We start from the raw sequence: 23,386 nt of genomic DNA on the forward strand, positions 1-23,386 counted from the left end.
AATATAATGAGTATAAATACCATAAATTTAGCAAACATAGCCAACAACATATCTGTAGAAGATATAGGAGATGATCATTTATTTACAGGTTTAGAAACACCTCTAAAACCAGACGCCTTTGTCCTTTCTGATGAAGAGAAAAAAGAGAAAATAGAAAAACTATTTGGACAAATTATGGATGTAATAGGGTTAGATTTAACAGATGACTCTTTGCAAGGAACACCAAAACGTGTTGCAAAAATGTATATAGATGAAATTTTTTGTGGTTTAAACCCAAAAAATAAGCCAAAAATTGCTTTATTTGAAAATAAATACCAATATAACCAAATACTTGTTGAAAAAAACATTACATTTTACTCTAATTGCGAGCATCATTTTGTTCCTATTATAGGTAAAGCACACGTAGCGTACAAATCTTCTGGTAAAGTAATAGGTTTATCTAAACTAAACAGAATTGTACAATACTACGCTAAAAGACCACAAGTACAAGAGCGCTTAACCAACCAAATTGGCGTGGAGCTCCAAAAAATATTAAAAACAGAAGACGTTGCTGTAATTATAGATGCAAAACATTTGTGCGTAGCATCTAGAGGTGTAAAAGATGATACATCTACAACAGTAACTGCTTTTTACGGTGGTGAGTTTAACAGCGCCACAAAAATAACAGAAATACAAAACTATTTAAAACATTAACAATATGGAGATTATAGATAAAGCATTAGAGTTTGAGAAGAGAAAGATGAAGTCATTATCTAACAGCGAAAGAGTTGAAATTTCTCGTGAAGCTAAATCCCTTATTCTTGAACTAAATACTATTTATAAAGAAAATAAGGACGAAGAAATTATGGATTTAATGAAGCGTCTTACTGCAATAAAACGTAAAGTAGAGAAAAGGCTAAATATGCAGCCTCTACCATAGTGTTGCTACCATAAAACACCTTAAAATATCTAAAAATAATTGGCAAATTATACTTGTCCAACAGGTATTCCTTTGCTCTAATTTAAAATAATATTAATGAAAACTACTGTTATTGTTGGTGGTAGCAAAGGAATAGGATTTGCCATTACTAAAGAGCTTATTAACACACAAAAAGTTATTGTTATTAGCAGAACTGCACCAGAGCTAGAGCATCAAAACCTAACACATTTTAGCTGTGATATTCTCACAGATAATTTACCTAATTTGGAGGCTATAGACAACCTAATATATTGCCCTGGAAGTATTAATCTTAAGCCCATAGGACGTTTAAGTATTGAAGATTTTAAAGAAGATTTTGAAATTAATGTTATAGGTGCAGTAAAAACTATTAAACATTATTTAACAGCTTTAAAAAAAGGGCAGCAACCCACCATATTACTTTTTAGTACTGTAGCTACAAAGTTAGGTATGCCATATCATGCAAGTATTGCTACCGCTAAAGCCGGTGTAGAGGGCTTGGTTAAATCTCTGGGAGCAGAACTTGCACCCACAATACGTGTCAATGCTATTGCGCCAACTGTAACAGACACAGATTTAGCTGCAAAATTATTACGTAATGAAAAAATGATTGAAAATATTAAAGAAAGGCATCCTTTAAAACGTTTTTTAGACCCAACTGACGTTGCACATATGGCCAGTTTTTTAATTAGTGAAAAAACACAGAGCATTTCAGGCCAAATTATGGAGGTTGACTGTGGAATTGTAAATTTTAAACTTTAAATGAAACTATTAGTTATGATTACATTACTTACTATATTTTCTTCTTGCTCATCTAAACAAAAAGTTAAGCCAAGTTCCAGCATTTATGACATTAAAGTTACTGGCCTAGAAGGTAAACCAATTAATTTAGGAGACTATAAGGGTAAAAAAATACTATTTGTAAATGTAGCATCTAAATGCGGTTTTACCGGTCAGTATAAAGAATTACAAGAGCTTTATGACACTTATAAAGAAAACCTTATGATTATAGGTGCGCCCTGCAATCAATTTGGTAGCCAAGAATCTGGTACAGAGGAAGAAATTAAAACTTTTTGCCAGAGAAATTATGGCGTATCATTTGTAATGACAGAAAAATTAGATGTAAAAGGTGCTAACCAACACCCACTTTATGCTTGGCTTACAAATAAAGACATAAACGGGAATACCAGCACCACCGTAAAATGGAATTTTCAAAAATATTTGATTGATGAAGAAGGTATGTTTGTAGACTACTACTACTCTACCACAAATCCTTTGAGTAAAAAAATAACTAAACATTTAACTAAATAATTATGTTTGGACTATTTAAAAAGAAATCTCAATTAGAGAAATTACAAGAGCAATACAAAAAACTTATGAAAGAATGTCATGTACTTTCTGCAAGTAACCGTAGTGCTAGTGATGCTAAATTTGCAGAAGCCGAAGCTATACAAGATAAAATAGCACTGTTATTAAAAGATAAACATGAAACTAATTAAACATATTGTTTTATTTTTAATACTAAATTTTAGTGCTTTAGCATTAGGTGTATTATTAATGGATAACGGAGCACAATCTAATTGGTACGTACAACTAAATAAAGCTCCTTGGACACCTCCAGGTTGGGTTTTTGGTACTGCTTGGACCATTATTATGCTTTGTTTTGCAGTTTACTTAGGTTTTTTAGCCAAACACAGCAAAAACTTTAAGTTTATTTTACTATTCGCCATACAATGGTTTTTAAACGTTGGATGGAATTTTGCATTTTTTAATCAACATTACATAAGTATAGGTTTAGTACTAATTACAGCATTAACTTTACTAGTAATTTATATGTTTTACAAGTACAAGTCTATTGTTAAAAATATATCAATATTAATTTTACCATATATTATTTGGTTGTGTATAGCTACATCATTAAATGCATATATTTTAATTTATAACTAAATATGAAAATATATACTTTACATAAAAAACAAAAACTACCTATTACCATAGACCAAGCCTGGGAGTTTTTATCAAAACCAGAAAACTTAAAAACGATAACGCCAGACTATATGGGGTTTATTATTTTATCTGGTGCAGATAGGCCAATGTATCAAGGACAAATAATACAATATATTGTTACTCCAGTTTTAGGTATAAAAACCAAATGGGTTACAGAAATTACGCATATGGTAAAAAATAAGTATTTTGTAGATGAGCAACGTTTTGGCCCGTATGCTTTATGGCACCATAAGCATTTTATTAAAGAAATAGAAGGTGGTGTAGAAATGGAAGATATTATAGACTACAAAGTTCCTTTTGGAATTTTAGGCCAAATGGTTCATCCTTTTTTAGTAAAACCTAAATTAGAAGAAATATTTAAGTACCGAAAAGATAAATTAGAGTCTTTATTTGGTACTTTACAGTAAAAAAATAGTAAACCTTTAAAAAAACACAGGGTATTTTACTTTTTTTTTAGTATTTTAAGCATAAGCTAATTACAAACCTAAATTACACCAAATGATTGATATTGTAAGACTTATGTTTGAGTTTGGCTCCCTAATTGTTTTTAGCTTGCTCCAAGTTATTATTTACCCATCTTTTAATTATTACTCTAAAGCAGAGCTCATAAAGTGGTACAGAGATAAAAGAGATCAGATATACTTATTTGCCTTACTTTTAGGCCCAGTACACCTTACTTCGGTAATTATACAGTTGGTGCATAAACAAGACCTTTACACTATTACAAGTTCTATTGTTATTTGCGCATTATGGGTACAACATTACGTAATTATAGAGACTAAACACGCAACCATAATAAAAGGTGTTGGATCTTTAGAAAAAGCCAAACAAGCTATAAAAAACAACAACCTAATAAGAGTAATTATTTTAACACTCTTATTAGGTTGGACAATTTTTAGAACCGTGCAGCGCACAGGGTTTTGGTTAACAACTAATTAAACCCTTGTAATTTTTGCTCCAATAGCTCTTAAACGTTCATCTATATTTTCGTAACCTCTATCTATTTGCTCTATATTGTGTATTGTAGACGTTCCTTTGGCTGATAATGCCGCAATTAATAAAGATACACCTGCTCTAATATCTGGAGACACCATTGTAGTTGCCTTTAAGGTTGATTTAAAATCGTGACCAATAACTGTTGCTCTGTGCGGATCACACAAAATAACTTTGGCTCCCATATCTAATAATTTATCTACAAAAAACAAACGGCTCTCAAACATCTTCTGGTGTATTAACACCTCACCTCTTGCTTGCGTAGCTACAACTAGTATTATACTTAACAAATCTGGAGTTAAACCAGGCCAAGGCGCATCTGCAATAGTTAAAATAGAACCATCTATGTAATTTTGTATCTCATAACCATCTTTATGTTCTGGTATAAAAATATCATCACCTCTGCGCTCTAAAGTAATTCCTAATTTTCTAAAAACAGTAGGTATTTGCCCTAAATCGTCCCAACTTACATTTTTAATTGTAAGCTCACTTTTGGTCATTGCAGCAAGTCCAATCCAGCTACCAATTTCAATCATATCTGGTAACATTCTGTGTTCTGTACCTCCTAATGCATCTACACCTTCAATAACTAAAAGATTAGAACCAACACCTGTAATTTTTGCTCCCATGCGGTTAAGCATTTTACACAACTGTTGTAAATATGGTTCACAAGCTGCATTATATATTGTTGTAGTACCTTCTGCTAAAACAGCTGCCATTACAATATTAGCTGTACCGGTTACAGAAGCTTCATCTAAAAGCATATATGTGCCCTTTAATTTCTCTGCTTCTACACCGTAAAAATATTCTTCTTTATTATACCTAAATTTTGCCCCTAGGTTAATAAACCCTTCAAAGTGAGTATCTAATCTACGACGGCCAATTTTATCACCTCCTGGCTTAGGAATATATCCCTTACCAAAACGAGCTAATAAAGGGCCAACAAGCATTATAGATCCACGTAAACCACGTCCATCTTCTTTAAATTGGTCAGATTGGAGGTAATCTAAGTTTACATCATCAGCCTTAAATGTATAAGAACCTTTTCCTCTTTTTTGGATTTTTACACCCAAATCTTCCAATAAAGCTATAAGTTTATTTACATCAACTATATCTGGTATATTATTAATTTGCACCTCTTCTGGTGTTAATAAAACCGCACATAATATTTGTAAAGCTTCATTTTTTGCTCCTTGCGGAGTAATATCTCCTTGTAGACGTTGTCCGCCTTCAATTTTAAATGTCCCCATTAAAGACTATATTATTTAGTACCGTTTTTTACCTCGGTTGTTGTTATTTCTCTGATTATTTTTTCCGTTTGTGTACCTTGTATTAGACTTTGCAACTTTATTCTTTAAAAACTGTCCACTATCAGTTAGTGTTTCATTTTTTGCTGCTAAATCAATTCTACCATCACTTAACTCATATAAATGATTAAAAATAGCGCTATCATCCACTACGTCTTTGTTCCAATTAAGGTAACATTTTTTCATATGGTTAGCAATAGCATACTCCAATCCGTCTCTCATATCACCTTTCTCCCATTCTACAGCAACATCTATCATACGTTTAATATTGTTACCATAAAATCTGTACTTCGGAAAATTTTGTGGATACTCTAATGGCTCCGGACGCTCTTGCAACATTTCCTTAGTTGTAATAGGAAAAGGAGATTCTACATCTAGTTTAAAATCTGACATTATAAACAACTGATCCCAAAGCTTGTGCTGAAAATCTGGCACATCCCTAAGGTGAGGCTGCAAATTACCCATAACGCTAATTATAGCTTTAGCCACTTTGTTACGTTCTTCGGCATCTTCTATAGATACTGCGTAGTCTACCATTTTTTGAAAATGACGACCATATTCTGGAATAATGAGCTGGTCTCGCTCAGTATTATACTGTAAGTTTTCTACTAAATTCAAACTAAAAAAGATTTATGCTAATTTATATTCTAAACGTGAAGTTATACGCTTAGGTTCTGCAAAGTACTAAAATAAATAAAACAAACACCATTTATAGGTGGTTTTATAAAGATATTACCCCTTTTATTTTACCAACTTCTTTGTATTTGGCTATTATAGCATCAGGATTTTTTAAATTAACAGTAATTGAAACACTAGTATATTTGCCGTTTTTAGACTTTTTAGACTCTATAACTGCTCCTGTATTATTAAAAACTTCTTCTATTTGTTTAAACTTTTCTACATCTGTAGGAATAATAAATTTATACAGGTAATTAGATGGCCAACTGTTGTTTAACTCTAGCTGCTCTTTTAACCTTGCATAAAATTCTTCTGGATTATCCTTGTTCATACTTTATTTTTTACAAATATAATGTAATACTGTATTTTATACTACTTTTTGTGTCGTTCGTATTTTAGTTATCTTTGTAACATTAATTTAGCATATTGAAACCAAAAAAAATAGTTATTACAGGCGGTCCTAGTACGGGAAAAACAACAGTTATTAATAAAATAGATGCTCTTGGGTATACTTGTTTACACGAAATATCTAGAGATGTAACCCTGGCTGCCAGAGAAGAAGGTATTACACAACTTTTTTTAACAAATCCGTTATTATTTAGTGATAAGTTATTAGAAGGACGTATAAAACAATACCATAGTGCCAGTGCACTAGACAAGGATATTGTTTTTTTAGATAGAGGCGTGCCAGACGTTGTTGCATACCTAAACGGAACTGATATTGTTTACGGTGATAATTACAACCAAGCTTGTACAAACACCAAGTACGATGTAGTATTTATTTTTCCGCCTTGGGAAGAAATTCACTCTAACGACAATGAAAGGTATGAAGATTTTGAAGAGGCAAAAAGATTGCATAATTTGTTAGACAAAACATACAGAGATTTTGGTTATTCCCCTATTATTGTACCTACTGGTACTGTGGAAGAACGAACTAATTTTATATTAAAAACTCTAAATATTAGCTAGTGCAGAAGAGTCCGCAAGATATTTTACAACAATACTGGGGTTATACCAGCTTTAGGGGCTCGCAAGAAAAAATTATTAAAGCAGTTCTAGAACAAAAAGATGTTTTAGCACTTTTACCTACCGGCGGAGGAAAATCTGTTTGCTACCAAATACCTGCTCTTTTACAAGATGGTATTTGCATTGTAGTTTCTCCTTTAATTGCTTTAATTGAAGACCAAGTAAATAGCCTTAAAGAAAAAGGCATAAAAGCACTAGCACTTACCGGAGGTATTTCTTTTGAAGAAGTAAACAACCTGTTAGACAATTGTGTATTTGGCAATTACAAATTTTTGTATTTGTCTCCAGAACGCTTACAGCAAGATTTGGTTAAGGAACGGTTACAGCAAATGAACGTTAACCTAATTGCTATTGATGAAGCACATTGTATATCTCAATGGGGAAACGACTTTAGACCTGCATACCAAAATTGTAGTGTATTAAGAGACATTTTTCCTATTGTACCTGTTATTGCTTTAACCGCTACCGCTACTAAAAAAGTTGCTTTAGATATTACAGAAAGTCTTCAGTTTAGGAACTCATTAACTATAAAAGACTCTTTTTCTAGAGACAATATTACCTATAAAGTTATATGGACAGAAGATAAGTTATACCAATTAAAACAACTTTGCACACAAATTAACAATAGTGCTATTGTTTATGTTGGAACAAGACGTTTAGCAGAACAAATATCTAACTACTTAAACACAAACGGTTTTACTACTACTTTTTTTCACGGAGGAGTACCTAAAAAGGATAAAAAAACAGTTTTAAACAACTGGCTTAGCAATAAAACTAAAATTATTGTTGCAACAAATGCCTTTGGTATGGGTATAGATAAACCAGATGTACGATTGGTTGTACACTATCAAATACCAGATAGTATAGAAAATTACTACCAAGAAGCTGGTAGAGCTGGCAGAGACCAACAAGAAGCTAACGCTATTTTATTATTAAATAAAGAAGACCAAAACCAAGTAAAACAACAGTTTTTAAGTGTTTTACCTAGTATAGCCTTTTTAAAACTACTTTATAATAAATTAAACAACTATTTTCAAATATCATATGGTGAGGATACGCAAGAAACTTTTCAATTAAACTTTAATAATTTTTGCAATACATATCAGCTAAAAGGAATGCTAACTTATAACGCACTAAAAATATTAGATCAGCACTCTGTAATTTCTTTAGTAGAAAACTATAATAAGCAAGCCACAGTACAGTTTATAGCCACTAAACCAACACTTAACCAATACTTAAGCACACACCATAAACTTGTTCCTATTATACAAGTACTTTTAAGAACCTATGGTGGTATTTTTGAGTACCCAATAAAAATAAACACATCTTTATTAGCAAAAAAAACTAGTATTAATGAATCTACAATTCTTGATACATTAGATAAGCTTAAAAAAGATGAAATTATTAATTACACCGCTCAAAATAGCGATTTGGAACTTACATTTTTAGTACCAAGAGAGGATGACCAAACCATAAATTCATTCTCTAAAAAAGTAAAAGAATTACAGCAGGTTAAAATAAATAATATAGAAGCAATACTACATTATATTAATAATGATAGAATCTGTAGAAATTTACAACTACTAGCCTATTTTGGTGAAAAAAAGAAAAAATGTGGTAAGTGTGATGTATGCCTAAGCAAAGGTCCTAGTACTAGCAGTTCTGTTTTAGAACTTATAGCTACAGATATAGTTAAAAAATTACAGAGCTCCACTTTAAGTTCACGAGAATTAATACAGTTATTACCTTACAAACAGGAGACCATTATAGAAGCGTTACAACTTTTATTAGAGGATGATAAAATAGATATAAACACAGAAAATAAATATACATTACAATAATATGAGCAATTTACGTATTGTTTTTATGGGCACGCCAGATTTTGCCGTTACCATATTAGATAGTTTAATACAACACAAATACAATGTGGTTGGTGTAATTACTGCTCCAGACAAACCAGCTGGACGTGGTAGAAAAATACATACATCTGCGGTAAAACAATATGCAGAAAAAAATAACCTTAACATATTACAGCCTACTAACTTAAAAAATCCTGCATTTGTAGAACAGTTAAAAGCTCTTGAAGCTAACCTACAAATTGTAGTAGCATTTAGGATGCTCCCTAAAGTTGTATGGCAAATGCCAAAATATGGCACCTTTAACTTACACGCATCTTTATTACCACAATACCGTGGTGCTGCTCCAATTAACTGGGCAATTATAAACGGAGAAACAGAAACAGGCGTTACCACTTTCTTTATTGATGATAAAATAGACACAGGAGAAACTATTCTTTACAAAAAAACAAACATCTCTACCACAGAAAACGCCGGCGTATTACATGACAGGTTAATGCATTTGGGTGCGGATTTAGTTATAGAAACAGTTGCCTTAATTGAAAATGAAAATGTAACTACAAAAAAACAAGAAGATAGTAGCAACTTAAAACTGGCTTACAAAATACATAAAGACACTTGTAAAATAGATTGGACAGCAAACGCTACCAAAACCTATAACCTAATAAGAGGTCTAAGCCCATATCCGGCAGCTTGGACAACCTTATATAACGATAACAGCAAAACAGTTTTAAAAATTTACGCTACAGAATTAATAGAAGAAACACACAGTTTACAACCGGGAAAACTAGTTTTTGATAAAAAAACAATTAAAGTTGCTGTGCCTAATGGCTACATAAAACTGTTAGAAATACAACTTTCTGGCAAGAAAAGAATGAAAACAAGCGATGTTTTAAACGGTTTACAATTAAAAGAAACCGCATATTTAGACTAGCTAAGCCAATTTTGAGCATAAAAACACGTAGAAAAAGCCCTACTTTATTAACAAACAGTCTTAGTTATTAACAAAATGATGTATTTCCCTGCAATTTACTTGCGTTAACGTTAAATCCATATAAATTTGTTAGAAGAATATAAGTTATTAAAAACAACAATTAATTTAATTTAATTATGAACAAAACAGAATTAATCGATGCTATGGCAGCTGACGCTGGCATCACTAAAGCAGCAGCAAAAAAAGCATTAGAGTCTTTTTTAGGAAACGTAGAAGGATCACTTAAAAAAGGTGGTAGAGTTTCTTTAGTAGGTTTTGGATCTTGGTCTGTAACTAGAAGAGAGGCAAGAGATGGTAGAAATCCACAGACTGGAAAAACTATTAAAATTGCAGCTAAAAACGTTGTTAAATTTAAAGCAGGTACTGAGTTAAGCAACTCTGTAAACTAAGCTTTACTTTAGTAAAATATAAAAGCGCTTCTACTTGTTAGAAGCGCTTTTTTTTGTGGTAATCTTTTATATCTCATAAAATTTATTTAATTTAATTGAATAAACACCATTATATGCCAATTAACCAACCCCAAAAAGGAAACCTCCTTATAGCAGAACCTTCACTAACAGGTGATGTGTCTTTTAATAGGTCTATAGTATTATTAGCAGAACATAATAATGATGGCTCTGTAGGTTTTATTTTAAACAAACCACTAGAATACACCATTAACGACCTTGTAGATGACATTAAACCTTCTTTTAAAGTATACAACGGAGGTCCCGTAGAACAAGACAATTTATACTTTATACACAAAGTACCAGAACTTATAGAAGGTAGTATAGAAATATCTAATGGTATTTTTTGGGGTGGCGATTTTCAAAAAATAATTGGGCTAATAAACAATAATATCATAACCCAAAAGGACATTCGCTTTTTCTTAGGATATTCTGGTTGGGATTCTATGCAATTAGATTATGAACTAACTTCTAAATCTTGGATTATAGCCACAAACGAATTAAAAAGCGAAATTTTAGAAAAATGCACCAATAATCTTTGGAAAGAAAAAATGGACCAATTAGGTGGTGATTATCTTTTATGGTCTAATGCTCCAGAAAACCCTGCCTTAAATTAAGATAATCTAGCTATTGCATTTAACTTTCCTAGTAAATCTTTTGCAACTGTATTAGAATACTCCTTTTTTCTATATTTTGTAATAGACTGTATACCCGTAATGGCATTAGTTATAAAAAGCTCATCTGCCTTTTGCAATTCAAAAGGAGAAATAGAGTCTTCTTTAAATGTGTAATTATCTAATTTCTCTAAACTAGCAATTAATTTTTTACGTGTAATACCATTTAAACAACCATCCTTTAGTGGTGGTGTTTTTATTGTATTTCCTTTAACTAAAAACAAATTACCATTTAAAGCCTCTACAACTTGTTTTTGGTTATTTAAAAGCAAACAGTTGCTATAGCCATTTTCCTTAGCGTAAATACTTCCTAAAACGTTTATAAGTTTGTTGTTAGACTTTAATGTAGACAATAAACCTGTATTTACATAATGATCTTTAAAAAGTTCTACCTCATAATGCTCATTAGAGTGCACATAAAATGCATTCTCTAACACTTTTGTCTCTATAATAAAACTAACATTATTGGTTTGTGGCAAATACAAACCTCCATTGTTTCTAAAAACCGTAAGTCTTATTCTTAATGCTTCATTTAACAAATTACCAGCTTCAATAGTATTTAAAATTTGCTCTTCTAAATACTCCATTGTAAAGTTCATTGGTATTTCCATACGCAAAATACGCATAGAAGCCATAAGGCGTAAATAATGATCTTCCCAAAAATAAATTTTTCCATTTACAACACGCATACTTTCAAACAATGAGTCGCCATAACGCAATCCTCTGTTTTCTTCATTTAAAAATAAAGTGTTATTTTCTACTAGTTCTCCATTAAAATTTATCATAAAAAAAAGCCTTGAAAAAAATTCAAGGCCAAAGATATTGTTTATTTCATAATTTCTAGGCAGATCCTAAGACTTGTTTTAAACTAGAAATTTGATTTGTCCATAATAATTTACCTTCCTCTACTTCATCTTCGTCTGCAAAGTCAGAAATAAATAAAGATACGTCTGATGTAATATCATCTACCTTAATACGAAGTTCAAAATAACAATCGTCATCATCATCCTCCCAAGCAAAACGAATAAATTCGTCGCTTTTTTTCTTTAACAAATTAGCAACTTCTTCAGATCCGTCCCAAATAAATGTAAATTTTTCTCCTCTTGAGTTAACGTTGTCTGCAAACCATTCAGATAAGCCTGATGGTGTAGATATATATTGGTAAAGCATTTGTGGTGAGGACTGTATCACAAACTCTAGTTCATAGTTAATTTTATCGCTCATTCTCGTAATGTTTAGAAAAGGCAATATATATATTTCTTTATGATAATAAAACTAAAACAGCTATAATATTTTTATCAAAATTTATTTTGATAAACAGAAAAAAGATACATATATTTGCACCCGTTAAAAAAAACACCTGGCGAGGTAGCTCAGTTGGTTAGAGCGTCGGATTCATAACCCGGAGGTCACGAGTTCAACTCTCGTTCTCGCTACTAAACAAAACCCCCTAAATACAGGGGGTTTTGCTTTATATGACCTTTCGGGATAAACTATCAAAAAAGGAAAACAGCACCCAAAAGAGTACCCAAATTTATATTGTTAAACTATATACAGTTGCAAATATTACATACTATAAAAACTACAACTGAATTAATTTTACAATAATTAGAAAAACTTACGGAATCCAGTAATGAACTTAAATAATTTTATTACATATTTGATTTAATTTTTAAAATAAAATGTAATTAACTTTACAAATCGATTTTAAATTCACAACTTAATTTAGATAATGTACGTAATTAAGCTTTCAGGCTCTATAAACACAAATAACTACGGAATAAATAAATTACTTAATTTCTACAATACTGCAAAAAAATACAGTTATACCCATATATCTATAGATTTTTATGATTTAAAATGGATTGACGCTAATTTATGCGCCGTTTTTCAAGGTATAATATTTAAGCTCAATAAGGAAAGGGGACTAAACTTCTCTACTGATGAAATTTTCTTAAAACAAAAATTTGATATTTTAATTAGAAATGGTTTTTATTTATTTGATGAAAATGCAAGTGATGCTAGAAGCTCAACAGTAACTTTAAGAAAATTTTATAAAAATGAATCTCATAATTTTTTAGATTATTTAGATAATGACCTTTTAAGCCATAGAAGTTTAAAGGAAAATGAAGATTTAAAGGAAAATATACTTGGCAATTTATTAGAAGTTTTTGAAAACTATGAAATACATTCAAAAACTGAGTATCCAGTTTTTGTCTGCGGACAATATTACCCAACAAAGAAAATTTTAAAATTTACATTAGCCGATATTGGTGTTGGCTTTTTAGAACCGATAAGTATTAAAAAAAAGGAAATAAAGACCAGTATTGAAGCTATACGTTGGGCTATAATGAATGGAAATTCTACTAAGGATTTAATTCACAAAAACACTCCCGGTGGTCTAGGCCTTTTTGACTTACATCAATTTATGATAAAGAACAAAGGAAAACTAGAAATAGTAACAGGTAACGTATATTGGACTTCAAAACATCAAGAAATGAATTTTAATACATATAAAACATTAAATAATAATTTATTAGGAACTACAATAAATTTGGTTTTTAATTGTTATTAAAATAATTTTGCACTATATTTAAACTAAAACACACAACTACCTACATATACCTCATATGAAAAATATTGATATTTCTTTATTTTTAAATAATAATAATGCAATAAGTCATTCTCAAGGAACTACTCTTTACGAAGAAATAAAAGACCTTCCTATTGGTACTTATAAATTATCATTTATCAACATAACAAGAACTACAACTAGTTTCTTGAATGCCTCTATAGGCAAACTTGCTGTTCTTAATCCTTCTATGATAAATTCTTTTATTTTTGAATCTAATAATCCTAGAATTGAATCTAAAATAAATAGTGTTTTAAGAAATGCTAAAAACTACCATTCTCATGATGAAAATATTGAGAACGCTCTATTAGCAATTTAAATTAATGGCCTATAACATAAGAAACCTCAGAAACCACAATGTTGGTGATTATAACTATTTTTTAGATGCTAATATTTGGATTAAAAAATTAAAACCAAAGTTAGGTCATATTAACAAAAAAGATAAAACATACTCTGACTTATTTGATAAAATAGTTGAATGTCATAATTCAAAAATATTTATTACTCCTCTGTTAATTTCAGAAATACTAAACGTATGTTTACATATTGATTTTCAGAATTTTTTAACTGACATAAAAAAATCGTTCAGCAATAAAAAAGAAGAAAAACATTATATGAAATTTAACTATCGTCCTAGCCAAGAATATAGAGATTCCTATTTAAATTTACTTGATGATATTAGTGCATTTGAACACAAATTACACTCAGCTGAAGATTCCTTTAATAAGGTAAATTTATCCAATCTCTTAGCTTTTCCTGAAAAATTAGATTTCAATGACTTTTATTATCAAAATATTTTTAATAATACTAGCATTAAATTTATAACTGATGATGAAGATTTTTGCGTTCAAAACATAGATGTGTTCTCACTTAACCAAAGATTAATTGATGCTGGAAATAAGTATGTAATAAAAAAATAACTTATAAATATCAGCACCCAAAACAGCACCCAAAACTATAATTTTTAACAAATTTACATTATTACAACACACTAACTATCAATGAAATACAGAGTAACAAAAATAAAGGGTAAAATTCATAACCCGGAGGTCACGAGTTCAACTCTCGTTCTCGCTACAACTCTAAAAAGCGATTTAGTTTTCACTAAATCGCTTTTTTTTTATAAAAATTTTAAGCTTCATTACTAACGTAATTTTTAGACATATTGTAACTTTATCTCTTACATAACATTATAACTTTTGTGTATGAGGAAATTTTCTGAAATCATAAATAAAGACATCCCTGTTTTAGTAGACTTTTATGCAGAATGGTGTGGCCCTTGTAAAGCAATGAGCCCAATTTTAAAGGATGTAAAAGAAAGTTTAAAGGATCAGGTTTCAATTATTAAAATTGATGTTGACAAAAACCAAACATTAGCCTCTAAATATCAAGTAAAGGGCGTGCCTACTTTAGTGCTTTTTAAAAACGGAAAGCAAGTTTGGAGACAGTCTGGAGTGTTACAAAAAAACGAATTACTATCTATTATTACACAAGCTAGCTAATGAACCTTACTGAAGATTATTGGGACAACAGGTATAAAAAAAGCGATATTGGTTGGGATATTGGTGAAATTTCTACACCTTTAAAAAATTATTTTGACCAATTAAAAAATAAAGAAACACGTATTTTAATACCTGGTGGCGGAAATAGTTATGAGGCAGAATACTTACATAACAACAATTTTAAAAATATTTATGTTGTAGATGTTTCTAAAACAGCATTAAATAATTTTAGCACTAGAGTACCAAGTTTTCCTAAAGAACACCTACTCCACTCTAATTTTTTTGATTTAGACATAAAGTTTGATTTAATTATTGAACAAACTTTTTTTTGCGCCATAAACCCTAATTTAAGATCTAAATACGTTTTAAAAGCCTATAATTTACTAAATACAAATGGCAAAGTTGCGGGGTTACTCTTTAACCTACCTTTAAATGATAACGAACCTCCTTTTGGTGGCTCTAAAGAAGAGTATCTTACTTATTTTACTCCATATTTTAAGATTAAAACTATGGAAGAAGCCTACAATTCTATAAAACCTAGAGCAGGGAAAGAATTGTTTTTTATCATTACAAAAAAAGAAAAATAAATACTTTTAATTCTTACACTTATTTGTAATAAATGTTACATAGTTTTTAGCATCTGTGTTGTATTTTTATAGCATAAACTTACAAGCATATGGAGGACATGCTATTTTATGATAGAATGCAATTTGCGTTTACTATCACATTTCATTATTTATTTCCGCAATTAACAATGGGCTTATCCTTAATAATTGTCTATTTTAAATGGAAATTTCTTAGAACAAATACTTTAAAATATAATGAAGCTGCTAAATTTTGGATGAAAATTTTTGCACTTAACTTTGCTATGGGTGTTGTAACTGGTATTCCTATGGAATTTCAGTTTGGCACCAATTGGGCTAAGTTTTCTGAGCTTACAGGTGGTATTATTGGGCAAACCTTAGCTATGGAAGGTATGTTTTCATTTTTTTTAGAATCTTCTTTTTTAGGCCTATTTATTTTTGGTGAAAAACTTTTAGGTCATAAACTGCATTTTGTTACTGGTTTTCTTGTGTTTTTAGGCTCTTGGGCAAGTGGTTATTTAATAATTGCAACGCACTCCTGGATGCAATATCCTGTTGGGTATGAAATTTTAGAAAATGGTAAGTTTGTTTTAAATAATTTTGGCGCGCTTTTTTCTAACCCGTGGTTGTTACCTTCATACCTACATAACCAAGCGGCATCATTAGTAACATCTTCTTTTGTAGTTGCTGTTATAGGTGCTTTCTATCTATTAAATAATAAACACAATGAATTTGGTAAGTTATTTTTAAAAACTGGTGTTATTTTTGGCTTAATATCTAGCCTATTGGTAGCTTTCCCAACAGGAGATTTAGTTGCAAAAAATGTGGCTAAACACCAGCCTGTTACTTTTGCCGCTATGGAAGGTATTTTTGAAACCGAAAAAGGTGGCTCCGAAATTGTTCTTATTGGACAACCCAATATGCTTGAAAAAAAATTAGACAATAAAATTGCGGTACCCAACATATTAAGCTTTTTAACATACCAAGACTGGAATGCAGAAATTAAGGGATTAAATGAGTTTAGTAAAGACTTGCACCCTACAAACATACCTAGCTTATATTATGCTTACCATATTATGGTAGGGTTAGGCACAATTTTTATTGGTTTAATGTTAGTTGCTGTTGTACAATTATTTCGTAAAAAACTTTACAAAACTAAATGGGTATTATGGTCTATAATGTTTATGTTGCCGTTTCCTTACATTGCCAATACAACAGGCTGGTACACTGCTGAATTAGGTAGGCAACCTTGGCTTGTATACAATTTATTACGTACCGCAGATGGGGCTTCGCCAACAGTTTCATCTGGTAATACACTTTTTACATTATTAGGCTTTATTGGCCTATACTTACTACTTGGCTTGCTATTTTTAATGCTTGCAGGAAAAATTATAAATAAAGGTCCAAAACTAAACAACCACTAATTATGGAACTATTTTGGTATATAATACTAATGACAATGCTTGCCATTTATGTAATTTTAGATGGTTATGATTTTGGGGCAGGAATTATACATTTATTTTTTGCAAAAAAAGAAAAGGATAAAAAAGCAATAACTAATGCAATAGGTCCTTTTTGGGATGCTAATGAGGTATGGCTAATTGCCTCTGGTGGTGTTTTATTTTTTGCTTTCCCTACTTTGTATGCGTCGTCATTTAGTGGGTTTTATTTGCCATTAATTATAATTTTATGGTTGCTTATTTTTAGAGCCATAGGACTAGAACTTCGGGGACAAATACACAATAAAATATGGGAAACTATATGGGATAAGGCTTTTGGAATTGCAAGTTTACTATTAGCACTTTTTTTTGGTGTAGCATTGGGTAATGTTGTTAGAGGCGTAAATTTAGGCAATGTTGTAGATGGTGTTTCTACACATGAAGCACACTATTTCTTTTTACCATTATGGAACCCTAGTTTTAGTCCGCACGCAGAACAACTAGGTATTATAGATTGGTTCACCCTGCTTTTAGGTATTATTGGTGTAGTTGCGCTTACAATACACGGTGCAAACTGGATTATATTTAAAACTAATTCTGATATCAATGAAAAACTAAAAAAAGTAGTTTTTAATTTAAATATAGTTTTACTTGCATTAGTAATTATATCCATATCTATATGGCACATTATAGAGCCAGATCCTTTTCATAATTTTATAGACAAACCTTTGTTATGCATATTTCCTTTAATAGCTTTTATTGGCCTATTTGGTTTATTTAAGGTAAAACATTTTAAAAAGCATGGAATGGGATTTGTATTTTCTACGTTGTTTTTATTTGGAGGATTAACATCTACTGTAGCTTCAATATTTCCCAAGGTTTTGCCATCTACAAATAATATAAATCCAGATTTAACTTTATATAATGTTGCTGCAGATGAATACGGACTTTCTGTAGGTGTTCACTGGTTTGCAATTGCTGCCGTACTAGTTGCAATTTATATGGTTATACAATACAAAGTTTTTAACGGTAAAATGGATGATGTTGGCTACGGAGAACATTAAAAAACAAAATTATATAAGCCATTAAAAATCAAACAACTAAAATAATTTAACTATAAATAAACTTTTTTAACTTATAATTTAGCTACAATTAATTGCATTTATTGTTTACATTTGTAGCATTATGATTTTTATTGCTACAAATATTCGCCATTTAAGAAGCTTAAAAGGTGCTACACAAGAGGGTTTAGCTAAAGATTTAGGTATAACAAGGGCCCGTGTAAGTTCTTATGAAGAAGGTCGTTCTGCTCCTACTATTGAAACTCTTATACAATTGTCTGACTATTTTAAGTTACCTATAGATGTCTTGGTACGTAATGATCTAAGCAAAGCTACAGACGCATCTTTTATAGAAATTGGCAACCAACGTGTACTTTTTCCTATACAAGTAGATGATAGCAATGAAAATTTAATAGAAATTGTACCTGTTGCCGCTTCTGCTGGTTATTTAGCTGGCTATGATGATCCCGAGTATATAGAGCAATTATCTAAAATTAAGCTTCCTTTTTTACCCACAGGTAAACACAGAGCTTTTCCTATTAAGGGCGACTCTATGCTGCCTATGAAAAATGGCGCATTTGTAATTGGCAAATTTATAGAAGACAGAAGAGATATTACCAGTGGCAAAACATATGTTTTAGTTACACTTAATGATGGTATGGTTTACAAAAGAGTCTATAATCAAATTGAAAAAAACAATACTCTAAAATTAGTATCAGACAACAACGCATATGAGCCTTATGAAGTAGCTATTGATGAAGTGTTAGAGATTTGGGAATTTACCTGTAGTATTAACACTCAAGAATATACAGAAGAAGAGCTTAAAATAAGTAGCATAATTACAATGTTTAATACACTTGGTGTAGAGTTAAAAGCATTAGAAAAATCTTTAAAATGATGTACACAATTATTGATGTAGAAACTACCGGCCAAACTAATAAAATTACCGAAATTTCTATATTTAAGTTTAATGGAGATAAGGTTGTAGATGAGTTTACGTCTTTAGTAAATCCAGAAGATGTAATTCCTTATTACATAACTACACTAACAGGTATAGACAACGCAATGGTTGCAAATGCTCCTACCTTTGCAGAAATTGCCCAACAAGTATTAGATATTACAGAAGACACCATATTTGTGGCTCATAATGTTAATTTTGATTATAATGTTATTCGTAACGAGTTTAAAGCTGTAGACAAGGATTTTAGAAGAAAGAAGTTATGTACTGTTAGGCTATCCAGGAAATTATTAGCCGGTCACAAATCCTACAGCCTAGGTAAATTATGTAAAGACTTAAACATAACCATAGAAGGCAGACACAGAGCTAGAGGTGATGCTGAAGCTACTGTAACTTTATTTAAAATTTTATTGCAACAAGAAAATGCTACAACCGTTTTTAATAGTTTTTTAAAAAAGACATCTAAAGAAGGGACACTTCCATCTCACCTTCCAACAGAGGTTTTTAATAAGTTACCTAATACTCCTGGTATTTACTATTTTAAAAATAAAAAAGGGAAAATTATATACATAGGTAAAGCTGTTGATTTAAAAAAAAGGGTCCTATCTCATTTTTACAGTAAAACACAAAAGGCTTTAGATATGTGTAGAGAAACAGCAGATATAGACTTTGAGCTATCTGGCAGTGAACTTATTGCATTACTTATGGAGGATGCCGCTATAAAACAACATTATCCCGAGTATAACCAATTAGCCAAAAGAAATTTAAAAAACTATGCTATTTTTTGCTATACAGATCGTAAAGGTATAATACATTTAGCTTATAATACACTAAAAAATAGCCCTAACCCTTTAAAAGTTTTTTCTAACGTAAGGCAATGCAGAGCTTATGTAGAAGAACTATGTTTTTTATTCAATTTATGTCCTAAATATTGCCATTTACAAGAAGGCGTACAAGCCTGTAACCACCATAAAATTAGTGCTTGCAACGGTATTTGCAGAGAAAATGAAACTCCTGAAGAATATAATATAAGAGTTAATAATGCAATACAACATATACATAAAATAGCAAAAATAGAAGTCTATAAAGAAAAAGGAAGAACAGAAGATGAAGAAGCTTTTGTGTTATTAAAAAACGGCACTTATATGGGCTATGGATTTATAAATAATACTGAAATTATAACAAGTAATGAACAACTAGAAAACTACTTAATTCCTCAAAAAGATAATTTAGATATTCAGAAAATATTACGTAGTGTAAAACACAAAAAAATAGCATAAATCTACCTACCATCTACGTACACCCAATGCCCATTTTCTTTACAAAAATTAGACTTTTCGTGTAAAATAATAATGCTAGAATCCTCCATATAATATGCTTTAAACTCTACTATTCCTGTAGCATCTGTTTTAGTACCTTTCTCTAAATCTAACACAGACAATTTTATCCAATGCACAGAGTTTGCCCACTCTTTAATTTCATTTTGTTCTCTTTTTTTAGGCCTTGTTTTACTGTAATGACTCCTATTTAAATAATCAATATTAGCTAACACAAATGCACTATATCTAGAACGCATTAACTGTTCTGCGGTTTCTACTTTTGTTATATCTAAATGGGCTTTTTTACAACAATTCTCATAAAGTTGCGTAGGAGAACAAGGGCATTGCATAATTTTTGGAGTATTAAAAGTAAATAGCTGATAATTAAGCCCTAAAATAACAAATAGTTTTTATATTTTTAATTATCATTATACTTTTTTTATTAATATGATAATAGAAAATAGTGCAATTATAGTTTTAATGGAACATAAAAATAGATGTATAATATGTAAAATAAACTAATAAATTACAATGTGTTTTATCGAAAAAACATAAAAAGAAAAACATTTATTAGATACAATAAGTGTTAATTTCATTAAAATAGCTATTTTTAGAATATTGAATCTCCCCAAAGGAATAGCAATAACGCTTAAAAAGTTTATAAATTAATTTAAAATGCATAAGGCAATTGAAGAAAACCCTAAAATTAAAAATACGCTAGAACGTATTAATAATGTGGCGCGTATTGGTATTTGGGAACTAAACTTAACCACAAAAGATTATACTTTAGATAAAATTACTAGTGATATTTTAGATTTAAAAAATAGAAATAAAATAAACTTAAAGGAAACCATTACTCTTTTTAAAGACAAAGTTCATAGAAAAAATATAAAAGAGTGTATGACTAACCTTATTAATAATGGTGATAGTTTTGATGAAGAAGTTGCTTTAGAAACCATAACAGGAAAAAAAATATGGGCACGTAAAATTGGACTTGCAGATAAAGAAAATGGAATTATTACCCGTGTCTACGGAATTTTTCAGGAAATTACCGAAATAAAAAAAACAGAAACCCAACTACACTCCGTAAATAGTGAGTTAAAGTCTATAATAAACTCCAGTGCAGTTTCTATTGTTTCTATAGATAAACAAGGAGATGTGATGCAGTTTAATTCTGGAGCAGAAAAACTTTTAGGGTTCTCAGCAGAAGAAGTTATTGGTAATTTACCCCCAACATCTATTTTATTGAAAGATGAATTAGCAAGTTTCAGTAAAGAATTTGCATCTAAATTTAACAAAGAACATATACAAAATTTTAACCCTTTTTATGAATTGGGTTTACAAGATATTAAAGATACTAGAGAGTGGACATTTCGGAAAAAAAATGGAACTCTTTTTCCTGTAGAACTATCATTAACCCCATTAAAAAATGATTTAGATGAATACTTAGGCATTTTAGGCATTTTTTATGATATAACAGACCGCAAAAAAGCAGAAGCAGAACTACTTAAAAAAAATCAGCTTTTAAATTACGCAGAACAAATTACTATGATGGGTAATTGGAGCTGGAATATGATTAGTAATGAAATTATTTGGTCTGCAAATATGTATAATATTTTTGGTAGAGACCCTAAAATATTAAAAAAGGTAACTTTTGACACTTATTTTAATCATATACATCCTGAAGACCGTAAAGAAGTATCTAATTTTATTGAGATAACAGTAAAAGAAGATAAGTTTACAGATGTTTTACACCGTATTGTATTAGAAGATGGCACCACTAAAACAGTACACTTATTAGGAGAACTTATTACCAATGAGCTGGGAGAACCTATAGAAATGATTGGTACCTGCCAAGATGTAACGCAGTTACGTATGGCCGAAATAAAATTTAGAGGCTTACTAGAGTCTGCTCCAGACGCAATGTTAATTGTAGATGAAGAAGGTACTATACAAATTAGCAATAAACAAGCAGAAAAGTTATTTGGTTATCCTTCTATAGATCTAAAAAATAAACCTGTAGAACTTCTTATACCAGAGAAGTTTATGCATACATACAAAAGTAACAACAATAATTTTTTTACTAATATTAAAACGAGTGAAACTGAAAAAAGTAAAGAATTGTATGCGTTACACAAAAATGGCGAAAAAATACCTATACAAATAAGCTTGTCTCCGCTAGAAACAGAAGAAGGATTACTTATTTCTGTTGCTATAAGAGATATTACAGAACAAAAACACTCCGAATATAAAATATTAAAAGCAAAAGAGAGATTAGAAGTCCTAACAGATAACTTACTTAATAAAAACAGACAATTAGCAGATTTTGCACATATTACATCTCATAATTTAAGAGCTCCTGTTAGCAATTTAAATTCACTTTTAGGTTTTTATAATAGTGCTACTGATGAGGAGGATAAAGCTGAAATATTTGGCAAGTTTGAAATTGTTATTGGTCATTTAACTGAAACTTTAGACACACTTGTAGAGGCATTAAAAACCTCTAATGGAGCTCCTACAGAATTAAAAAAATTAAATTTTGAAGATATTTTAAATAAAACTAAAGAAATTTTAACTGGTGAAATAGAAGCGACAAATGCAACAATAATTAGCGATTTTTCATTGGTAGATAGTGTATTGTACAGTAAATTATATTTAGAGAGTATTTTTTTAAATTTAATGAGTAATGCTCTTAAATACAAATCTCCAGACAGAGACCCTGTTATAGAGCTAAAAACAACATTAATAAAAAACAGAATAACCTTAACCGTAAAGGATAATGGCTTAGGGATAGACTTGGAAAAACACGGACATAAGCTTTTTGGTTTAAACAAAGTTTTTCATAGACACCCACAAGCAAAAGGTATAGGTTTATTTATGACCAAAGTACAAATAGAATCTCTTGGAGGCACAATTAGTGCCAAAAGCCAAGTAAATGAAGGAACGACCTTTATAGTAACCCTAAACTAAAAA

General features: G+C 30.4%; 29 protein-coding genes and 1 tRNA gene. 24 read left to right on the plus strand and 6 right to left on the minus strand.

Annotated features, from left to right (window positions below; translation table 11 throughout):
* Positions 1 to 6 precede the first annotated feature (6 nt).
* The 8 genes from folE (at position 7) to PBN93_RS15785 (ending at position 3,883) form a co-directional block, all read left to right on the plus strand.
* Positions 7 to 693, plus strand: a complete 687-nt coding sequence (gene folE / locus PBN93_RS15750; RefSeq protein ID WP_077404537.1) for a GTP cyclohydrolase I FolE — start codon at positions 7 to 9, stop codon at positions 691 to 693.
* 4 nt (positions 694 to 697) lie between these two features.
* Complete coding sequence (locus PBN93_RS15755) at positions 698 to 919, plus strand: hypothetical protein (RefSeq protein ID WP_013622727.1); 222 nt, start codon at positions 698 to 700, stop codon at positions 917 to 919.
* Between the two features lie 96 nt (positions 920 to 1,015).
* The gene (locus PBN93_RS15760; RefSeq protein WP_271081088.1) at positions 1,016 to 1,699 is read left to right on the plus strand and encodes an SDR family NAD(P)-dependent oxidoreductase; all 684 of its coding nucleotides are present in this window, start codon (positions 1,016 to 1,018) and stop codon (positions 1,697 to 1,699) included.
* A 15-nt stretch (positions 1,700 to 1,714) separates the two neighbouring features.
* Positions 1,715 to 2,248, plus strand: coding sequence for a glutathione peroxidase (locus PBN93_RS15765; RefSeq protein WP_271081089.1), 534 nt, complete (start codon positions 1,715 to 1,717; stop codon positions 2,246 to 2,248).
* A gap of 2 nt (positions 2,249 to 2,250) precedes the next feature.
* A complete protein-coding gene (locus PBN93_RS15770) occupies positions 2,251 to 2,436 on the plus strand; it encodes a Lacal_2735 family protein (RefSeq protein ID WP_077404546.1) in 186 nt (61 codons plus the stop codon).
* A complete protein-coding gene (locus PBN93_RS15775) occupies positions 2,423 to 2,884 on the plus strand; it encodes a TspO/MBR family protein (protein ID WP_077404549.1) in 462 nt (153 codons plus the stop codon). The genes PBN93_RS15770 and PBN93_RS15775 overlap by 14 nt, the downstream gene beginning before the upstream one ends.
* Before the next feature lie 2 nt (positions 2,885 to 2,886).
* Positions 2,887 to 3,351: an SRPBCC family protein gene (locus PBN93_RS15780; RefSeq protein ID WP_077404552.1), complete on the plus strand. Its 465-nt coding sequence runs from the start codon at positions 2,887 to 2,889 to the stop codon at positions 3,349 to 3,351.
* Positions 3,352 to 3,442: 91 nt separating this feature from the next.
* Positions 3,443 to 3,883 carry a hypothetical protein gene (locus tag PBN93_RS15785; RefSeq protein WP_271081090.1) on the plus strand — a complete coding sequence of 147 codons (441 nt, stop codon included), beginning with the start codon at positions 3,443 to 3,445 and terminating at the stop codon, positions 3,881 to 3,883.
* Here PBN93_RS15785 and murA read toward each other — a convergent pair.
* The 3 genes from murA to PBN93_RS15800 all read right to left on the minus strand — a co-directional run bounded on the left by murA (position 3,880) and on the right by PBN93_RS15800 (position 6,253).
* A complete protein-coding gene (murA, locus tag PBN93_RS15790; protein ID WP_077404558.1) occupies positions 3,880 to 5,187 on the minus strand; it encodes a UDP-N-acetylglucosamine 1-carboxyvinyltransferase in 1,308 nt (435 codons plus the stop codon). The two genes, PBN93_RS15785 and murA, sit on opposite strands and share 4 nt — an antisense overlap.
* A 15-nt stretch (positions 5,188 to 5,202) precedes the next feature.
* Entirely contained in the window at positions 5,203 to 5,862 is a 660-nt protein-coding gene (locus PBN93_RS15795; protein WP_077404562.1) for a DUF4290 domain-containing protein, read from the minus strand.
* A gap of 103 nt (positions 5,863 to 5,965) precedes the next feature.
* Complete coding sequence (locus PBN93_RS15800) at positions 5,966 to 6,253, minus strand: DUF493 family protein (RefSeq protein WP_271081091.1); 288 nt, start codon at positions 6,251 to 6,253, stop codon at positions 5,966 to 5,968.
* Between the two features lie 95 nt (positions 6,254 to 6,348).
* On the opposite strand from PBN93_RS15800, the gene PBN93_RS15805 reads away from it, so the two are divergent.
* The 5 genes from PBN93_RS15805 to PBN93_RS15825 all read left to right on the plus strand — a co-directional run bounded on the left by PBN93_RS15805 (position 6,349) and on the right by PBN93_RS15825 (position 10,861).
* The gene (locus tag PBN93_RS15805; protein WP_077404568.1) at positions 6,349 to 6,891 is read left to right on the plus strand and encodes an AAA family ATPase; all 543 of its coding nucleotides are present in this window, start codon (positions 6,349 to 6,351) and stop codon (positions 6,889 to 6,891) included.
* A complete protein-coding gene (locus tag PBN93_RS15810) occupies positions 6,891 to 8,789 on the plus strand; it encodes a RecQ family ATP-dependent DNA helicase (RefSeq protein WP_271081092.1) in 1,899 nt (632 codons plus the stop codon). Before PBN93_RS15805 ends, PBN93_RS15810 begins: the two co-directional genes overlap by 1 nt.
* A gap of 1 nt (position 8,790) precedes the next feature.
* Complete coding sequence (gene fmt / locus PBN93_RS15815) at positions 8,791 to 9,738, plus strand: methionyl-tRNA formyltransferase (protein ID WP_077404574.1); 948 nt, start codon at positions 8,791 to 8,793, stop codon at positions 9,736 to 9,738.
* Between the two features lie 176 nt (positions 9,739 to 9,914).
* A complete protein-coding gene (locus tag PBN93_RS15820; RefSeq protein WP_072302490.1) occupies positions 9,915 to 10,187 on the plus strand; it encodes an HU family DNA-binding protein in 273 nt (90 codons plus the stop codon).
* A gap of 113 nt (positions 10,188 to 10,300) precedes the next feature.
* Positions 10,301 to 10,861: a YqgE/AlgH family protein gene (locus tag PBN93_RS15825; RefSeq protein WP_077404577.1), complete on the plus strand. Its 561-nt coding sequence runs from the start codon at positions 10,301 to 10,303 to the stop codon at positions 10,859 to 10,861.
* Here the strand turns inward: PBN93_RS15825 and PBN93_RS15830 are convergent.
* Both PBN93_RS15830 and PBN93_RS15835 read right to left on the minus strand, forming a co-directional pair.
* Positions 10,858 to 11,703 (minus strand): aminotransferase class IV, encoded by an 846-nt coding sequence (locus PBN93_RS15830; protein ID WP_271081093.1) that lies wholly within the window; start codon positions 11,701 to 11,703, stop codon positions 10,858 to 10,860. The two genes, PBN93_RS15825 and PBN93_RS15830, sit on opposite strands and share 4 nt — an antisense overlap.
* A 55-nt stretch (positions 11,704 to 11,758) precedes the next feature.
* Positions 11,759 to 12,142, minus strand: a complete 384-nt coding sequence (locus PBN93_RS15835; RefSeq protein ID WP_077404583.1) for an START-like domain-containing protein — start codon at positions 12,140 to 12,142, stop codon at positions 11,759 to 11,761.
* A gap of 138 nt (positions 12,143 to 12,280) precedes the next feature.
* On the opposite strand from PBN93_RS15835, the gene PBN93_RS15840 reads away from it, so the two are divergent.
* From PBN93_RS15840 to PBN93_RS15885, 10 genes are all read left to right on the plus strand, one after another.
* A tRNA-Met gene (locus PBN93_RS15840) sits at positions 12,281 to 12,354 on the plus strand.
* A gap of 296 nt (positions 12,355 to 12,650) precedes the next feature.
* On the plus strand, positions 12,651 to 13,493 hold the full coding sequence (locus PBN93_RS15845; RefSeq protein ID WP_013622744.1) for a hypothetical protein: 843 nt from the start codon (positions 12,651 to 12,653) through the stop codon (positions 13,491 to 13,493).
* Between the two features lie 55 nt (positions 13,494 to 13,548).
* Entirely contained in the window at positions 13,549 to 13,869 is a 321-nt protein-coding gene (locus tag PBN93_RS15850; protein ID WP_013622745.1) for a hypothetical protein, read from the plus strand.
* A gap of 4 nt (positions 13,870 to 13,873) precedes the next feature.
* Positions 13,874 to 14,470, plus strand: a complete 597-nt coding sequence (locus PBN93_RS15855; RefSeq protein ID WP_271081094.1) for a hypothetical protein — start codon at positions 13,874 to 13,876, stop codon at positions 14,468 to 14,470.
* Positions 14,471 to 14,755: 285 nt separating this feature from the next.
* Positions 14,756 to 15,052, plus strand: a complete 297-nt coding sequence (gene trxA / locus PBN93_RS15860; protein ID WP_271081095.1) for a thioredoxin — start codon at positions 14,756 to 14,758, stop codon at positions 15,050 to 15,052.
* A complete protein-coding gene (locus PBN93_RS15865) occupies positions 15,052 to 15,639 on the plus strand; it encodes a class I SAM-dependent methyltransferase (protein ID WP_077404589.1) in 588 nt (195 codons plus the stop codon). Before trxA ends, PBN93_RS15865 begins: the two co-directional genes overlap by 1 nt.
* Positions 15,640 to 15,728: 89 nt before the next feature.
* The gene (locus PBN93_RS15870; RefSeq protein ID WP_271081096.1) at positions 15,729 to 17,060 is read left to right on the plus strand and encodes a cytochrome ubiquinol oxidase subunit I; all 1,332 of its coding nucleotides are present in this window, start codon (positions 15,729 to 15,731) and stop codon (positions 17,058 to 17,060) included.
* 2 nt (positions 17,061 to 17,062) lie between these two features.
* Positions 17,063 to 18,139, plus strand: coding sequence for a cytochrome d ubiquinol oxidase subunit II (cydB, locus tag PBN93_RS15875; protein WP_271081097.1), 1,077 nt, complete (start codon positions 17,063 to 17,065; stop codon positions 18,137 to 18,139).
* Between the two features lie 121 nt (positions 18,140 to 18,260).
* Positions 18,261 to 19,034, plus strand: coding sequence for an XRE family transcriptional regulator (locus PBN93_RS15880; RefSeq protein WP_077404600.1), 774 nt, complete (start codon positions 18,261 to 18,263; stop codon positions 19,032 to 19,034).
* Positions 19,031 to 20,374 carry an exonuclease domain-containing protein gene (locus tag PBN93_RS15885; protein WP_271081098.1) on the plus strand — a complete coding sequence of 448 codons (1,344 nt, stop codon included), beginning with the start codon at positions 19,031 to 19,033 and terminating at the stop codon, positions 20,372 to 20,374. Before PBN93_RS15880 ends, PBN93_RS15885 begins: the two co-directional genes overlap by 4 nt.
* 2 nt (positions 20,375 to 20,376) lie before the next feature.
* Here the strand turns inward: PBN93_RS15885 and PBN93_RS15890 are convergent, their stop codons facing one another.
* Complete coding sequence (locus PBN93_RS15890; RefSeq protein ID WP_077404607.1) at positions 20,377 to 20,763, minus strand: YchJ family protein; 387 nt, start codon at positions 20,761 to 20,763, stop codon at positions 20,377 to 20,379.
* 325 nt (positions 20,764 to 21,088) lie between these two features.
* On the opposite strand from PBN93_RS15890, the gene PBN93_RS15895 reads away from it, so the two are divergent.
* A complete protein-coding gene (locus tag PBN93_RS15895) occupies positions 21,089 to 23,383 on the plus strand; it encodes a PAS domain-containing sensor histidine kinase (RefSeq protein ID WP_077404610.1) in 2,295 nt (764 codons plus the stop codon).
* Positions 23,384 to 23,386 lie beyond the last annotated feature (3 nt).

It is taken from the genome of Cellulophaga omnivescoria (genome assembly GCF_027915275.1).
GTDB classification, from domain to species: domain Bacteria; phylum Bacteroidota; class Bacteroidia; order Flavobacteriales; family Flavobacteriaceae; genus Cellulophaga; species Cellulophaga omnivescoria.

Excerpts from the sequence above, each read along its gene's own strand:
- folE (WP_077404537.1), top strand. The coding sequence starts at position 7 with ATGAGTATAAATACCATAAATTTAGCAAACATAGCCAACAACATATCT.
- PBN93_RS15755 (WP_013622727.1), top strand. The coding sequence starts at position 698 with ATGGAGATTATAGATAAAGCATTAGAGTTTGAGAAGAGAAAGATGAAG.
- PBN93_RS15760 (WP_271081088.1), top strand. The coding sequence starts at position 1,016 with ATGAAAACTACTGTTATTGTTGGTGGTAGCAAAGGAATAGGATTTGCC.
- PBN93_RS15765 (WP_271081089.1), top strand. The coding sequence starts at position 1,715 with ATGATTACATTACTTACTATATTTTCTTCTTGCTCATCTAAACAAAAA.
- PBN93_RS15770 (WP_077404546.1), top strand. The coding sequence starts at position 2,251 with ATGTTTGGACTATTTAAAAAGAAATCTCAATTAGAGAAATTACAAGAG.
- PBN93_RS15775 (WP_077404549.1), top strand. The coding sequence starts at position 2,423 with ATGAAACTAATTAAACATATTGTTTTATTTTTAATACTAAATTTTAGT.
- PBN93_RS15780 (WP_077404552.1), top strand. The coding sequence starts at position 2,887 with ATGAAAATATATACTTTACATAAAAAACAAAAACTACCTATTACCATA.
- PBN93_RS15785 (WP_271081090.1), top strand. The coding sequence starts at position 3,443 with ATGATTGATATTGTAAGACTTATGTTTGAGTTTGGCTCCCTAATTGTT.
- murA (WP_077404558.1), bottom strand. The coding sequence starts at position 5,187 with ATGGGGACATTTAAAATTGAAGGCGGACAACGTCTACAAGGAGATATT.
- PBN93_RS15800 (WP_271081091.1), bottom strand. The coding sequence starts at position 6,253 with ATGAACAAGGATAATCCAGAAGAATTTTATGCAAGGTTAAAAGAGCAG.
- fmt (WP_077404574.1), top strand. The coding sequence starts at position 8,791 with ATGAGCAATTTACGTATTGTTTTTATGGGCACGCCAGATTTTGCCGTT.
- PBN93_RS15820 (WP_072302490.1), top strand. The coding sequence starts at position 9,915 with ATGAACAAAACAGAATTAATCGATGCTATGGCAGCTGACGCTGGCATC.
- PBN93_RS15825 (WP_077404577.1), top strand. The coding sequence starts at position 10,301 with ATGCCAATTAACCAACCCCAAAAAGGAAACCTCCTTATAGCAGAACCT.
- PBN93_RS15830 (WP_271081093.1), bottom strand. The coding sequence starts at position 11,703 with ATGATAAATTTTAATGGAGAACTAGTAGAAAATAACACTTTATTTTTA.
- PBN93_RS15835 (WP_077404583.1), bottom strand. The coding sequence starts at position 12,142 with ATGAGCGATAAAATTAACTATGAACTAGAGTTTGTGATACAGTCCTCA.
- PBN93_RS15845 (WP_013622744.1), top strand. The coding sequence starts at position 12,651 with ATGTACGTAATTAAGCTTTCAGGCTCTATAAACACAAATAACTACGGA.
- PBN93_RS15850 (WP_013622745.1), top strand. The coding sequence starts at position 13,549 with ATGAAAAATATTGATATTTCTTTATTTTTAAATAATAATAATGCAATA.
- PBN93_RS15855 (WP_271081094.1), top strand. The coding sequence starts at position 13,874 with ATGGCCTATAACATAAGAAACCTCAGAAACCACAATGTTGGTGATTAT.
- trxA (WP_271081095.1), top strand. The coding sequence starts at position 14,756 with ATGAGGAAATTTTCTGAAATCATAAATAAAGACATCCCTGTTTTAGTA.
- PBN93_RS15865 (WP_077404589.1), top strand. The coding sequence starts at position 15,052 with ATGAACCTTACTGAAGATTATTGGGACAACAGGTATAAAAAAAGCGAT.
- PBN93_RS15870 (WP_271081096.1), top strand. The coding sequence starts at position 15,729 with ATGGAGGACATGCTATTTTATGATAGAATGCAATTTGCGTTTACTATC.
- cydB (WP_271081097.1), top strand. The coding sequence starts at position 17,063 with ATGGAACTATTTTGGTATATAATACTAATGACAATGCTTGCCATTTAT.
- PBN93_RS15880 (WP_077404600.1), top strand. The coding sequence starts at position 18,261 with ATGATTTTTATTGCTACAAATATTCGCCATTTAAGAAGCTTAAAAGGT.
- PBN93_RS15885 (WP_271081098.1), top strand. The coding sequence starts at position 19,031 with ATGATGTACACAATTATTGATGTAGAAACTACCGGCCAAACTAATAAA.
- PBN93_RS15890 (WP_077404607.1), bottom strand. The coding sequence starts at position 20,763 with ATGCAATGCCCTTGTTCTCCTACGCAACTTTATGAGAATTGTTGTAAA.
- PBN93_RS15895 (WP_077404610.1), top strand. The coding sequence starts at position 21,089 with ATGCATAAGGCAATTGAAGAAAACCCTAAAATTAAAAATACGCTAGAA.